The organism is Streptomyces sp. NPDC059850, assembly GCF_042731515.1.
Classification (GTDB): Bacteria; Actinomycetota; Actinomycetes; order Streptomycetales; family Streptomycetaceae; genus Streptomyces.
Window position 1 is genome coordinate 84643 of sequence record NZ_JBHWJI010000035.1, and the last position, 13838, is coordinate 98480.

Annotated in this window: 11 protein-coding genes; 8 read left to right on the top strand and 3 right to left on the bottom strand. The window is 72.0% G+C overall.

The genetic code is table 11. The features are described 5' to 3' along the window. Positions 1–69: 69 nt before the first annotated feature. The 3 genes from ACFV9T_RS26680 to ACFV9T_RS26690 all read left to right on the top strand — a co-directional run bounded on the left by ACFV9T_RS26680 (position 70) and on the right by ACFV9T_RS26690 (position 5769). Entirely contained in the window at positions 70–1965 is a 1896-nt protein-coding gene (locus ACFV9T_RS26680; protein WP_385444594.1) for an ABC transporter ATP-binding protein, read from the top strand. A gap of 52 nt (positions 1966–2017) precedes the next feature. After that, positions 2018–3466, top strand: coding sequence for an RsmB/NOP family class I SAM-dependent RNA methyltransferase (locus tag ACFV9T_RS26685; protein WP_385444595.1), 1449 nt, complete (start codon positions 2018–2020; stop codon positions 3464–3466). An 83-nt stretch (positions 3467–3549) separates the two neighbouring features. Further along, positions 3550–5769 (top strand): NADP-dependent isocitrate dehydrogenase, encoded by a 2220-nt coding sequence (locus ACFV9T_RS26690; RefSeq protein WP_385444597.1) that lies wholly within the window; start codon positions 3550–3552, stop codon positions 5767–5769. Positions 5770–5843: 74 nt separating this feature from the next. On the opposite strand, the gene ACFV9T_RS26695 is transcribed toward ACFV9T_RS26690, so the two are convergent. Continuing rightward, positions 5844–6767 (bottom strand): serine hydrolase, encoded by a 924-nt coding sequence (locus tag ACFV9T_RS26695; RefSeq protein ID WP_385444599.1) that lies wholly within the window; start codon positions 6765–6767, stop codon positions 5844–5846. Positions 6768–6926: 159 nt separating this feature from the next. Between ACFV9T_RS26695 and rpe the strand changes: the two genes are divergently transcribed. From rpe to ACFV9T_RS26710, 3 genes are all read left to right on the top strand, one after another. Further along, positions 6927–7610: a ribulose-phosphate 3-epimerase gene (gene rpe, locus ACFV9T_RS26700; protein WP_385444601.1), complete on the top strand. Its 684-nt coding sequence runs from the start codon at positions 6927–6929 to the stop codon at positions 7608–7610. Positions 7611–7737: 127 nt separating this feature from the next. Beyond that, positions 7738–8727, top strand: a complete 990-nt coding sequence (locus ACFV9T_RS26705) for a sugar-binding transcriptional regulator (RefSeq protein ID WP_385444616.1) — start codon at positions 7738–7740, stop codon at positions 8725–8727. Positions 8728–8818: 91 nt separating this feature from the next. Further along, entirely contained in the window at positions 8819–10258 is a 1440-nt protein-coding gene (locus ACFV9T_RS26710; protein WP_385444603.1) for a GuaB1 family IMP dehydrogenase-related protein, read from the top strand. Positions 10259–10329: 71 nt separating this feature from the next. On the opposite strand, the gene ACFV9T_RS26715 is transcribed toward ACFV9T_RS26710, so the two are convergent. Continuing rightward, positions 10330–11196, bottom strand: a complete 867-nt coding sequence (locus ACFV9T_RS26715; RefSeq protein WP_385444605.1) for a DUF2637 domain-containing protein — start codon at positions 11194–11196, stop codon at positions 10330–10332. Continuing rightward, positions 11193–11441: a hypothetical protein gene (locus tag ACFV9T_RS26720; RefSeq protein WP_385444607.1), complete on the bottom strand. Its 249-nt coding sequence runs from the start codon at positions 11439–11441 to the stop codon at positions 11193–11195. The genes ACFV9T_RS26715 and ACFV9T_RS26720 overlap by 4 nt, the downstream gene beginning before the upstream one ends. A gap of 314 nt (positions 11442–11755) precedes the next feature. On the opposite strand from ACFV9T_RS26720, the gene ACFV9T_RS26725 reads away from it, so the two are divergent. Further along, positions 11756–13228, top strand: coding sequence for an amino acid permease (locus ACFV9T_RS26725; protein WP_385444609.1), 1473 nt, complete (start codon positions 11756–11758; stop codon positions 13226–13228). A 10-nt stretch (positions 13229–13238) separates the two neighbouring features. After that, a complete protein-coding gene (locus tag ACFV9T_RS26730) occupies positions 13239–13694 on the top strand; it encodes an Lrp/AsnC family transcriptional regulator (RefSeq protein ID WP_385444611.1) in 456 nt (151 codons plus the stop codon). Positions 13695–13838 lie beyond the last annotated feature (144 nt).

Genomic DNA, 13838 nt, shown 5'->3' on the forward strand with positions numbered 1-13838 from the left:
TCGTGCCGCCGGTCCGGACCCACCGGCGTAACTCCGTGGCGGCACCCCGGAACCCTTCGGAGGTGCGCGATGAGCATGGAAGTCACCGCGTGGCATTCCCTGTACCAGGCCACCCACGCCAACGACGACCGGCGGCCCTTCTCGCGGGCGACCCTGCGCCGCATCGGGACCTTCGCCCGCCCGCACCGCCGCCCGCTGCTGCTGTTCGTCCTGCTGAGCACGGTGGTGGCGGTGACCGCGGTCGCCACCCCGCTGCTCGCGGGCCGGGTGGTGAACGCGATCGACCGCCACGCCCACCAGTCCACGGTCCTCGGCCTGGCCGGGCTGATCGCCGCCATCGCGGTGGCCGAGGCGGGCGTCGGGCTGCTGACCCGGCGGCTGTCCGCGAACATCGGCGAGGGGCTGATCCTCGATCTGCGCACCGCCGTCTTCGACCATGTGCAGCGGATGCCGGTCGCCTTCTTCACCCGCACCCGCACCGGTGCGCTGGTCAGCCGCCTCAACAATGATGTGATCGGCGCGCAGCGGGCGTTCAGCGACACCCTCTCCGGAGTGGTGAGCAACGCGGTGACGCTGCTGCTCACCTTCGTCGTGATGGTCGGCATCTCGTGGCAGATCACGCTGCTCGCGCTGGTGATCCTGCCGGTGTTCCTGCTGCCCGCCCGCCGGGTCGGCCGACGGCTCGCCACGCTGCGGCGCGAGGCGGCGGCCCACAACTCCGCGATGGGCACCCAGATGACCGAGCGGTTCTCCGCGCCCGGCGCGACGCTGGTGAAGCTCTTCGGCCGCCCGGCCGACGAGTCCGCCGAATTCGCCGCGCGGGCCCGCCGGGTGCGGGACATCGGCGTCCGCACCGCGATGGTCCAGGTCTCGTTCGTCACCGCGCTGACCCTCGTCTCCGCCCTGGCCCTCGCCCTCGTCTACGGCCTCGGCGGCTACTACGCGCTGCGCGGCAGCCTCGACCCCGGTGCCGTCGTCGCCCTCGCGCTGCTGCTCACCCGGCTGTACGCGCCGCTGACCGCGCTGGCCGGGGCGCGGGTGGAGGTGATGAGCGCCCTCGTCAGCTTCGAGCGGGTCTTCGAGGTGCTGGACCTGAAGCCGCTGATCACCGAGAAGCCGGACGCCCGCCAGGTGCCGGAGGGGCCGGTGGCGGTGGAGTTCGACCACGTCGACTTCGGCTATCCGTCCGCCGACAAGGTGTCGCTGGCCTCCCTGGAGGAGGTCGCCCAGCTGGACACCCGCGGTGGCGTCCAGGTGCTGCACGACGTGTCCTTCCGCGCCGAACCCGGCCAGATGGTCGCGCTGGTGGGATCGTCCGGCGCGGGCAAGTCGACCATCGCGCAGCTGCTGCCGCGCCTGTACGACACCGACGAGGGCGCCGTCCGGCTGTCCGGCGTGGACGTCCGCGACCTGACCGCCGCCTCGCTGCGCGGAGCCCTCGGCATGGTCACCCAGGACGGCCACCTCTTCCACGACACGATCCGCGCCAACCTGCTGCTGGCCCGCCCCGAGGCGGCCGAGGAGGAGCTGTGGGAGGTGCTGCGCCGGTCCCGTCTCGACGGGCTGATCGCGTCGCTCGCGGACGGTCTCGACACGGTCGTCGGCGAACGCGGCTACCGGCTCTCCGGCGGTGAGCGCCAGCGGCTGACCATCGCCCGGCTGCTGCTGGCCCGCCCCCGGGTGGTGATCCTCGACGAGGCCACCGCCCACCTCGACTCCACCTCCGAGGCCGCCGTGCAGGAGGCGCTGGCCGAGGCGCTGGAGGGACGGACCGCCGTGGTGATCGCCCACCGGCTGTCCACGGTGCGGGCGGCGGACCTCATCCTCGTCGTGGAGGACGGCCGGATCGTGGAGCGCGGCACCCATGACGCGCTGCTGGCCGCCGAGGGGCGCTACGCGGAGCTGTACCGCACCCAGTTCGCACAGCGCCCCGCGGCCGGGGAGGCAGCGAAAGCGCTGAGCTGAGCGGCGTAGGCTGGTGTGCTGATCACCCCATACCTTCCGGAGCACATTTCCCGTGAGCCACCAGCCCGGCCCTCCCCGTCGCAGCCGCCCCGGCAAGCCCTACCGCCGACCGAAGAAGGACCCCGTACGGATCCTCGCCTTCGAGGCGCTGCGGGCGGTCGACGAACGGGACGCGTACGCCAACCTCGTCCTCCCGCCCCTGCTCCGCAAGGCGCGGGAGGACGACGGCTTCGACGCCCGGGACGCGGCGCTCACCACCGAGCTGGTCTACGGCACCCTGCGCCACCAGGGCACCTACGACGCGATCATCGCCGAATGCGTGGACCGCCCGCTGCGCGAGGTGGACCCGCCCGTCCTCGACGTGCTGAGCCTGGGTGCCCACCAGCTGCTGGGCACCCGCATCCCCACCCACGCCGCCGTCTCCGCGACCGTCGAACTGGCCCGGGTGGTGCTCGGCGACGGCCGCGCCAAGTTCGTCAACGCGGTCCTGCGCAAGATCGCCGCAGCGGACCTCGACACCTGGCTGGAACGGGTCGCCCCGCCGTACGACGAGGACCCCGAGGACCACCTCGGCGTCGTGCACGCCCACCCGCGCTGGATCGTCTCGGCGCTGTGGGACGCGCTCGGCGGCGGCCGCGCCGGGATCGAGGACCTGCTGGAGGCCGACAACGAACGGCCCGAGGTCACCCTCGTCGCCCGCCCCGGCCGGTCCGGCACCGACGAACTGGTCGCCGCCGTCGGCGAGGAGTCCGCGCTGCCGGGCCGCTGGTCCCCGTACGCCGTGCGGCTCACCGAGGGCGGCGAGCCCGGCGCGCTGGACGCGGTCCGCGAGGGGCGCGCCGGGGTGCAGGACGAGGGCAGCCAGCTCGTCGCCCTCGCCCTCGCGAACGCCCCGCTGGAGGGCCCCGACCGGCGCTGGCTGGACGGCTGCGCGGGCCCCGGCGGCAAGGCCGCCCTGCTCGGCGCGGTCGCCGCCGGGCGCGGCGCGGCCCTGGTCGCCGCCGAGAAGCAGCCGCACCGGGCCCGGCTGGTGGAACGGGCCCTCACCGGCAACCCCGGCCCGTACCAGGTGATCACCACCGACGGGACCCGCCCGCCCTGGCGTCCCGAGAGCTTCGACCGGGTGCTGGTGGACGTCCCGTGCACCGGCCTCGGCGCCCTGCGCCGCCGCCCCGAGGCCCGCTGGCGCCGCCGCCCCGAGGACCTGGCCGGATTCGCCCCGCTCCAGCGCGGCCTGCTGCGCGAGGCGCTGGCCGCCGTACGGATCGGCGGCGTCGTCGGCTACGCGACCTGCTCCCCGCACCCGGCCGAGACCCGCGCCGTGGTCGAGGACGTCCTCGGCGAGGCCCGCAAGGGCGAGGCCGCCACGGCCGAGTGGATCGACGCCCGCCCCCTGATGCCCGGCGTCCCCGCGCTCGGCGAGGGTCCCGACGTCCAGCTGTGGCCCCACCTCCACGGCACCGACGCCATGTACCTGGCCCTGCTGCGCCGCACGGGCTGAAGGGGCGGGGGGCGTTCGAACAGAAGGCGGTCACGGGATATCTTGATGTCGAGCAATGTTACAGACGTGGAGCGGAGCACCCGGTGACTGACTCGACCATCATCTATACGCACACCGACGAGGCCCCGGCCTTGGCGACGTATTCGTTCCTGCCTGTGGTCGAGGCCTACGCCTCGACGGCCGGGGTCTCCGTGGAGCGGCGGGACATCTCCCTGGCCGGGCGCATCATCGCTCAGTTCCCGGAGCGCCTTGAGGAGAGCCAGCGCATCGAGGACGCCCTCGCCGAGCTGGGCGACCTGGCCAAGACGCCCGGGGCCAACATCATCAAGCTGCCGAACATCTCGGCCTCCATTCCGCAGCTGAAGGCGGCCATCGCCGAGCTGCAGGAGCAGGGCTACGCGCTGCCGGACTACCCGGACGACCCGAAGACCGACGAGGAGCGGGACATCGGCGCCCGGTACGACAAGGTCAAGGGCAGCGCCGTGAACCCGGTTCTGCGCGAGGGCAACTCCGACCGCCGCGCCCCGGCCTCGGTCAAGAACTACGCCAAGGCCAACCCGCACCGCATGGGCGCCTGGTCGGCCGATTCCAAGACCAACGTCGTCCACATGACCGGCGACGACTTCCGCTCCACCGAGAAGTCCGCCGTGATCGCCGAGGACGGTTCGCTGCGCATCGAGCTGACCGGTGACGACGGCTCCACCACCGTGCTGCGCGAGTCGGTGCCGGTGCTCGCGGGCGAGGTCGTGGACGCGTCCGTGCTGCGCGTCGCCGTGCTGCGCGAGTTCCTGAAGGAGCAGGTCGCGCGGGCCAAGGCCGAGGGCGTGCTGTTCTCGGTGCACCTGAAGGCCACGATGATGAAGGTCTCCGACCCGATCATCTTCGGCCATGTCGTACGGGCCTTCTTCCCGAAGACCTTCGCCGAGTACGGCCAGGTGCTGGCCGCGGCCGGGCTCACCCCGAACGACGGGCTCGGCGGCATCCTCAAGGGCCTGGAGTCGCTGCCCGAGGGCGCGAAGATCAAGGAGTCCTTCGAGGCGGAGCTGGCCGAGGGCCCGGAGCTGGCCATGGTCGACTCCGACCGGGGCATCACCAACCTGCACGTCCCGAGCGACGTCATCGTCGACGCCTCCATGCCCGCCATGATCCGCACCTCGGGTCACATGTGGGACACCAAGGGCGAGGAGGCCGACACCCTCGCGGTCATCCCGGACAGCAGCTACGCGGGCATCTACCAGGTCGTCATCGACGACTGCCGCGCCAACGGCGCCTTCGACCCGTCCACCATGGGCTCGGTGCCCAACGTCGGCCTGATGGCGCAGAAGGCCGAGGAGTACGGCAGCCACGACAAGACCTTCGAGATCCCGTCCACCGGCACCGTGCGGGTGACCGACGGCCAGGGCAACCTGGTCCTGGAGCAGACGGTCAGCGAGGGCGACATCTTCCGGATGTGCCAGACCAAGGACGCGCCGATCAAGGACTGGGTCAAGCTGGCCGTCACCCGCGCCCGCGCGACCGGCGACCCGGCGGTGTTCTGGCTGGACGAGGGCCGCGCCCACGACGCCAACCTGATCGCCAAGGTCGAGCAGTACCTCCCGGAGCACGACACCGAGGGGCTGCGGATCGAGATCATGTCGCCCGTCGACGCGATCGCGTTCTCCCTGGAGCGCATCCGCCGTGGCGAGAACACGATCTCGGTGACCGGCAATGTGCTGCGTGACTACCTGACCGACCTGTTCCCGATCCTGGAGCTGGGCACCAGCGCCAAGATGCTGTCGGTCGTGCCGCTCATGAACGGCGGCGGGCTGTTCGAGACCGGCGCGGGCGGCTCCGCGCCCAAGCACGTGCAGCAGCTGGTCAAGGAGAACTACCTGCGCTGGGACAGCCTGGGCGAGTTCCTGGCGCTCGCGGTCAGCTTCGAGCACCTCGCGCAGACCACGAACAACGCGCGGGCCCAGGTGCTCGCCGACACCCTCGACCGGGCGACCGCCACGTTCCTCCACGAGAACAAGTCGCCCAGCCGCCGGGTCGGTGGCATCGACAACCGCGGCAGCCACTTCTACCTGGCGCTCTACTGGGCCCAGGAGCTGGCCAAGCAGACCGAGGACACCCAGCTCGCGGAGTCGTTCAAGGCGCTGGCCGCGACCCTGACCGAGCAGGAGCAGACCATCGTGGACGAGCTGCTGGCCGTCCAGGGCTCGCCGTCCGACATCGGCGGCTACTACCAGCCCGACGGTGCCAAGGCGTCGGCCGTGATGCGTCCGTCGCAGACCCTCAACCAGGCGCTGGCCGCCCTGCGCTGACGGTCGTCTCCGTAACGCCCGTGTTCCGCCCCGGCTCGGCCTCGCGCCCGGCCGGGGCGGTTCCGTATCCCCCGCTACGGGACAGCGGGCATCGCTTCCTGCGGGGCGCGGGTCGGGGTGTACGGCGTTGCCGACCTCGGGCCGAGGTCCTTGTGGACCGCGCGGGCCACGGCCTGGATGGCGGCGACCCCGTCGTGCATCTTCGCGTTGTCCTGGGTGAGCACCGTGAGCGTGTAGTCATGGCCGCGCCCGGTGAACGCGCCGATGCTGTGCACCCGCCAGCCGTGCGCCGCCCGGGACAGCCAGCCGTTCTTCACCTGGATCGTGGTGCCGCGCGGCGCGCCCGCCGGGGTGCCCCAGCGCTGGGATGGCACGACGCCACGCATCAGCCGCAGGATGTACGTACGGGAGCGGTCGCCCAGCACCGTGTTGCGCCGCGTCACCCGCTCCAGCAGCTTCTCCTCGTCGTTCGCGGTGATCTGGGTGAGCCCCCAGTAGCCACCGCCGCCGGGCACGGTCCTGGTCATCCCGGCGGCCCGCAGGAACGCCTTCACCCTGACCACCTTGAGCTGCCGCCACAGCGCGCTGGTGGCGCCGTTGTCCGACTTCGTGATCATGGCGGTGGCGAGCCGGGACTCGCGCCGGGTCAGCGTCCGGCCGTGCTTCTCGGCGTCCCACAGCAGCGTGGCCAGCACCGTCACCTTCACCACGCTCGCGGAGTCGAACGGCCGGTCCGCGCGCAGCGTGCAGCGGGTGTGCGTGGCCGGGACCCGGAGGCTGACCGCCGTGGTGGCGGACCGGCCGTGCAGCGCCGCGGTGATGTCCCGGGCGAGCCTGGCGGCCTGCCCCGCCCGGTCGGAGACGCAGACCGTCCGCGAGGGCCGGGGTGTCGCGGCCGTGGCGGTCTCCGCCCCGGTGAGCGCCGGGGCCAGCAGCCCTGCGGCCAGCGCCACGGAGAGTGCGGCGCGGGTTCGCGGGCGTATTCGCTTTTCCGTCATGGTCGGTTGCCTCTGGCTTACGTGGTCCTGTCCGTCACCCCATCGCGGCTCCCGCGCGGCGGCAACCGGAGCGGGGCAACCGGGGCGGACAGCGGGCGGCGGCCGGATCGTGATCATCCCGCGTCCATGGCCCGGCCGCGGGCGTGGCAGGCTGGTCCCATGGCCGTGCAGATCAACCCCAGCATCCTGTCCGCGGACTTCTCCCGCCTGGCTGACGAAGCCAAGGCCGTCGAGGGCGCCGACTGGCTCCATGTCGACGTGATGGACAACCACTTCGTGCCCAATCTGACCCTCGGAGTGCCGGTGGTGGAGGCGCTGGGCAAGGCGACGGACACGCCCATGGACTGCCACCTCATGATCGAGGACCCGGACCGCTGGGCCCCGAGTTACGTGGAGGCGGGCGCCGGTTCGGTCACCTTCCATGTGGAGGCCGCGGCCGCGCCGGTGCGGCTGGCGCGCGAGATCCGGGCCAAGGGCGCGCGGGCGGCGATGGCGCTCAAGCCCGCGACCCCCATCGAGCCGTACGAGGACCTGCTGCCCGAGCTGGACATGCTGCTGGTGATGACCGTGGAGCCCGGCTTCGGCGGGCAGGCGTTCCTCGACATCATGCTGCCCAAGATCCGCCGCACCCGTGAGCTGATCTCCCGGCACGGCCTGGAGATGTGGCTCCAGGTGGACGGCGGGGTCTCCGCCTCGACCATCGAGCGGTGCGCGGAGGCGGGCGCCGACGTGTTCGTGGCGGGTTCCGCGGTCTACGGGGCGCAGGACCCGGACCAGGCCGTACGCGATCTGCGCGCCCTGGCCGAGAAGGCGGCGGGCACAGGCGGACTGTGCGGCCACTGAGCCACCGCTCGGTGAACGTCACGGTAAAGCACGAACCAACTCCACCGTTTCTGACAGGATGAACGGTGAGGCCGGAACATTGACAAGTGAGGAGACCGCGGTGTCGACGGGCCGTTCAGCCACGCGGATGGGACCCGCCGAACTGGTGCAGGCGGCGGCCATGGCGCGCCGCTTCTACCTTGAGGGCAAGTCCAAGATCCAGATTGCCGAGGAGTTCGGGGTCAGCCGCTTCAAGGTCGCGCGCGTGCTGGAGACCGCGCTCGAACGTGACCTGGTGCGGATCGAGATCCGGGTTCCCGCCGAACTCGACGCGGAGCGCTCCGACGCGCTGCGCGCCCGCTACGGGCTGCGCCACGCGGTCGTCGTCGAGTCCCCGGCCGACGCCGAGGCCGACTCCCCGGACCCGGAGAACCTGGGCGAGGTCGCCGCGGACCTGCTCGGCGAGCTGGTGAACGAGGGCGATGTGCTCGGGCTGGCCTGGGGCCGTTCCACCATCCACATGGCCGCGGCGCTGCACCGGCTGCCCCCGTGCACCGTCGTGCAGCTGACCGGCGTGTACGACGCGGGCACGGCCGAGCGCGGCTCGGTCGAGGCGGTCCGGCGCGCCGCCGCCGTCTCCGGCGGCGAGGCCCACCCGATCTACGCGCCGATGCTGCTGCCGGACACCGCGACCGCCGACGCGCTGCGCGGGCAGACCGGGATCGCCCGCGCTTTTGAGTACTTCGACAAGGTCACCGTGGCCTGCGTCTCCATCGGCTCGTGGGAGGCCGGGATCTCGACGGTCTACGACATGATCAGCGAGAAGGAGCGGGCCCACTACGAGAGCCTCGGCGCCGCCGCCGAGATGTCGGCCCACCTCTTCGACGCCGAGGGCCGCCGCATCGGCCGCGACCTGGGCGAGCGCTGCATCACGGTCGAGGCCGACCGGCTGCGCCGGATCCCCGAGGTGGTGGCCATCGCGGGCGGCCGCCGCAAGGCGGAGGCGATCGGCGCGGTGCTGCGGTCGGGCCTGGTCACCAGCCTGGTGACGGACACGGCGGCGGCCGACCACCTGCTCCTGGAAGCGGACCCCGGCCCCCGCCCCGCCCTCGACCGGGCCGACCCCGACGGGGTGTAGCGGCCCGCCCCCGGCGCCCCTGGCGCCGGGCCCGTGGAATGACGGTTCGTATTACGGTTTGTATTGAGGTCCGCATGGGACACTGAAGTACGTGCGTTTCCTCAATGATCAGAAGCCGCAGTACGACCTGACATACGACGATGTGTTCATGGTGCCGAACCGCTCCGCGGTCGGCTCCCGCCAGGGCGTCGATCTGGCCTCACCCGACGGCACCGGCACCACCATCCCGCTCGTGGTCGCGAACATGACCGCGATCGCGGGGCGCCGGATGGCCGAGACGGTCGCCCGGCGCGGTGGCCTCGTCGTCATTCCGCAGGACATCCCGATCGACGTCGTCGCCGATGTCGTCCGCTGGGTCAAGGGCCGCCACTTGGTCCTGGACACCCCGATCGTGCTCGCACCCTCCGGCACCGTCGCCGACGCGCTGTCGCTGCTGCCCAAGCGGGCGCACGGCGCGGGCGTCGTCGTGCAGGACGGCCGTCCGGTGGGCGTGGTGACCGAGACCGACCTGACCGGAGTGGACCGGTTCACGCAGCTGTCCGAGGTGATGTCCCGGGAACTGCTGCTGCTCGACGCCGACATCGACCCGCAGGAGGCCTTCGGCCGCCTCGACGCGGCGCACCGCAAGTTCGCCCCGGCCGTCGACGCGGACGGGAAGCTGGCCGGCATCCTGACCCGTAAGGGCGCGCTGCGCGCCACGCTGTACCAGCCCGCCGTGGACGGGCGCGGACAGCTGCGGATCGCCGCCGCCGTGGGCGTCAACGGCGATGTGGAGGGCCACGCCAAGGCGCTGCTCGACGCCGGGGTGGACACCCTGGTCGTGGACACGGCGCACGGCCACCAGGAGTCGATGATCACCGCGCTGAGGGCGGTCCGCGCGCTGGACCCGCGGGTCCCCGTCGTCGCGGGCAACGTGGTCGCCGCGCAGGGGGTGCGCGATCTGGTCGAGGCGGGCGCCGACATCGTCAAGGTCGGCGTCGGACCGGGCGCCATGTGCACCACCCGCATGATGACCGGCGTGGGCCGCCCGCAGTTCTCGGCGGTCCTGGAATGCGCCGCCGAGGCGCGGAAGCTGGGCAAGCACGTCTGGGCGGACGGCGGGATCCGGCACCCGCGCGACGTGGCGATGGCGCTGGCGGCCGGGGCGTCCAACGTGATGGTCGGCTCGTGGTTCGCGGGGACGTACGAGTCCCCTGGCGACCTCCAGCACGCCGCCGACGGGCGGCCGTACAAGGAGAGCTTCGGCATGGCGTCCGCGCGCGCCGTGCGCAGCCGCACCAGCGAGGAGTCGCCCTACGAGCGCGCCCGCAAGGCGCTGTTCGAGGAGGGCATCTCGACCTCGCGGATGTTCCTGGACCCGTCCCGGCCGGGCGTCGAGGACCTGATCGACTCGATCATCGCGGGCGTGCGCAGCTCCTGCACCTACGCGGGCGCGGGCTCGCTGGAGGAGTTCCACGAGCGCGCCGTGATCGGCGTACAGAGCGCGGCGGGCTACGCCGAGGGCAAGCCGCTGCACGCCAGCTGGGAGTAGGCACATGAGCACATGACGGTGGCCCCACTCGGCTCGGGTGAGTGGGGCCACCGTCATGTCGCTTCACCGCATCACCGGATGACGCCTCGCGGGTCACCGCCCCGGCGGGGCAGGGCGTGCCGGGGCGGGCTGGTGAGGGTGATCTGACGTACCAGCTGGTGGAACGAGACCAGCGCGGCGACCGGGGGGAGACCGGCGACGGCCATGCTGGGCGCGTTCCTGGGGGCGTGCGCGACGCACAGGAACACCGCGATCGTCGAGAAGAGCACGACCACCACCCAGGAGTGCGCCGCCCCGCGGCGGTGCAGCGCGGCCCGCAGCACGGACAGCGAGGCGACCAGCCACGGCCCGTAGACCAGCAGGGGCCACCACGCCGCCATGGACTCCGAGGTGCTGGGGGAGGCCAGATAGCGCAGCGGGCGGTACGAGATCATCCCGCCCAGCACGCTCAGCATGGCGACGATCACGGTGGTCATCGCCGCGAAGATCAGGCTGATCATCTGGAGCCACGGCATGGTCGGCAGCCGGAAACGGACCCGGCGGCGCTTGCCGCGCCCGCGCACGTGGGTGGGCGAGGGGGTTGTGAGGGGGACCGGGCCGGTGGAGTGCACCGGATCCTCGAACTCGAAGGGGACGGCACCGGGGACAGGGCCTGGGACGGAACCGGGGATGGGGCCGGGCACAGCACCGGGGATAGGCCCGGGGACGGGACCGGGCGCCGGGGCCGGGACGGTGGGGATGGCCCCGGTGCTCTGGAGCAGCCGCGCCAGGTCTCCCTCCAGGTCCCAGCGGCCCTCCAGGGAATCCGGGTCCGGCAGGGGGAAAGGATTCATCTGGTACGCGACGCCCGTGTCGAACCGCTCCGCGGGGTCGGGGGGCGGGCGGTGGCCGGTGGGGTGGGGCCCGTAGCCGCCCGGCCTCGGCTCGGTGTACGTCATGCCTGGACGCCCGCCTCGACGCCCGGCTCCGCCGGGCCGGAGCGCTGGAGGAAGTCGTCCTCGATCCTGCCCAGCGTCTTGAGGAAGTCCTCCCAGACCCTCGAACAGTATTCGAGGGGGTAGTCGTGCGGGAACCGCTCGTCCTCCGAAGACCCGTGACCCGAGGGCCCGTGGTCCCGGGCCCGGAACACGGGTTCGGCCGTAAGCGGAGCGTGGTCAGGGGGCTGCAGCCTGTCAGTCGTCACGTCCCCACCAACGACCGCCAAATTGGTGCCGTATCGCGGCATTCGGGTGAACCGGGGGGTGACCCGCGCACGGGTGTCGCAATGATTCCCTGGCGAGCGCCCCCGCGCGCAATGATCGGACACGTATGCGCAAGGATGGTGCATTACGGCCGCGGCCGGACGACTCATAGGGTCTTGCGCTAACGCTGAGTGGCGGGGACCGACTGCTCGGCGATTCCCATCTGCGGATTTGTCACCCGGGCATCCCTATGCCCGCGTTCGGTCGTACGCCACCAGATACCTACGCCGATGGCAGCGATTAAGGAGCCCCCCACGTGTTGGAGCACGGCACAGCCCCTCCCACCCCCCAGCGACCGGAGTCAGGTCCTCCGGCCGGTGGGCTAGGCGCCCGCCTGATGCGGCGCAAACCGGTGGAGCGGCTGGTCGCCGAGGGTGGCCAGGGTGCGGGCGGGAGCCTGCGGCGCTCCATGGGCGTCTGGCAGCTGACCATGATCAGCATCGGCGCGACGCTGGGCACCGGCATCTTCGTCGTCCTCGGCGAGGCGGTACCGGACGCGGGCCCCGCGGTCATCGTGTCGTTCGTCATAGCCGGTCTCACCGCGCTGTTCTCCGCGCTCTCGTACGCGGAACTGGCGGGCACGATCCCGGTCTCCGGGTCCTCGTACTCGTACGCCTACGCGACCATGGGCGAGCTGGTCGCCTGGGTGTGCGGCTGGTGTCTGATCCTGGAGTACGGCGTCTCCGTCGCGGCCGTCGCCGTCGGCTGGGGGCAGTACCTCAACGAACTGCTGGACGGCACGCTCGGCATCACCATCCCCGACGCGCTGGCCGCCCCGCCCGGCGATGGCGGCGTCTTCAACCTGCCCGCGCTGCTGGTGGTGTTGCTGTCCATGGCGTTCCTGCTGGGCGGCGCCAAGGAGAGCGCCCGGGCCAACGCGATCATGGTCGGGGTGAAGATCGCCGCGCTGATCCTGTTCTGCGCCGTCGCCTTCACCGGCATCCGGGCCGGGAACTACACGCCGTTCATGCCGCTGGGCATGGCGGGTGTCAGCGCCGCCGGGGCCACCCTCTTCTTCTCGTACATCGGCTTCGACGCCGCCTCCACGGCGGGCGAGGAGGCCAAGAACCCGCAGCGCGACCTGCCGCGCGCGATCATGCTCTCGCTCGTCATCGTCACCGCGCTGTACTGCCTGGTCGCGGCGGTCGCGGTGGGCGCCCTGCCGTGGAAGAAGTTCGAGGGCACCGAGGCCGCGCTCGCCGGGATCATGGAGGACGTCACCGGTCAGAGCTTCTGGGCCGTGGTGCTGGCGGCCGGTGCCGTCGTCGCGATCGCCTCCGTGGTGCTGACCGTGCTCTACGGCCAGACCCGCATCCTCTTCGCGATGTCCCGCGACGGGCTGGTGCCGCCGGTCTTCTCCAAGATCCACCCGGGGACCCAGGTGCCGCGCGCCAACACCGTGATCGTCTCGCTCTTCTGCGGCGTCCTGGCCGCCGCGATCCCGCTCGGCCAGCTCGCCGACGCCACCAGCATCGGCACGCTCTTCGCGTTCGCGCTGGTCAACATCGCCGTGATCGTGCTGCGGCGGCGCCGTCCCGACATGCCGCGGACCTTCCGGGTGCCGCTGTCGCCGCTCTTCCCACTCATCGGCTTCGGGCTGTGCCTGTGGATGATGAACAGTCTGGAGATGGTGACCTGGGTGGTCTTCGGTGTCTGGATGGCCGTCGGCCTTGTGCTGTACTTCGCATACGGCATGCGCCGATCCCGACTGGCCACAGCAGAGAAGTGACACCCCCTCAGTGCGACTGAACGACCTTGACGAACGCATCGTCCACGCCCTAGCCGAAGACGCCCGCCGCTCCTACGCCGACATCGGCGAACAGGTCGGCCTGTCCGCCCCCGCCGTCAAACGGCGGGTGGACCGGCTGCGGGCCGACGGCGCCATCACCGGCTTCACCGTACGGGTGGACCCGGCGGCGCTGGGCTGGGAGACCGAGGGGTTCGTCGAGCTGTACTGCCGCCACAACACCGCGCCCGACGACATCCGCCGAGGCCTGTCGCGCTACCCGGAGGTGGCGTCCGCGTCGACCGTGACCGGCGACGCGGACGCCGTCGTCCAGGTGTTCGCCGCCGATATGCGCCACTTCGAGCGGGTGCTGGAGCGGATCGCGGGCGAACCGTTCGTGGAGCGCACCAAGTCGGTGCTGGTGCTGTCGCCGCTGCTGCGGCGCTACACCTCGGGCGCCCCCGCGTAGGGGAGTGCCTTCGCCGGGGGGCGGGGGGGCGCGGCCCCCACCCCCCCCCCCCCGGCAAATGCCCGCGGGGAGAACGACACCAAAAAAAATCCCAACGCGGCGGGTGGGTTTTAAAAAAAAAAAGCCCCCCACACAAAGGTTAGT

Bases quoted from the DNA above. Each gene is read 5' to 3' on its own strand.
- ACFV9T_RS26695 (WP_385444599.1), bottom strand. From the start codon at position 6,767: ATGACGGAAAAGCGAATACGCCCGCGAACCCGCGCCGCACTCTCCGTG.
- ACFV9T_RS26715 (WP_385444605.1), bottom strand. From the start codon at position 11,196: ATGACGTACACCGAGCCGAGGCCGGGCGGCTACGGGCCCCACCCCACC.
- ACFV9T_RS26705 (WP_385444616.1), top strand. From the start codon at position 7,738: ATGGGACCCGCCGAACTGGTGCAGGCGGCGGCCATGGCGCGCCGCTTC.
- ACFV9T_RS26680 (WP_385444594.1), top strand. From the start codon at position 70: ATGAGCATGGAAGTCACCGCGTGGCATTCCCTGTACCAGGCCACCCAC.
- rpe (WP_385444601.1), top strand. From the start codon at position 6,927: ATGGCCGTGCAGATCAACCCCAGCATCCTGTCCGCGGACTTCTCCCGC.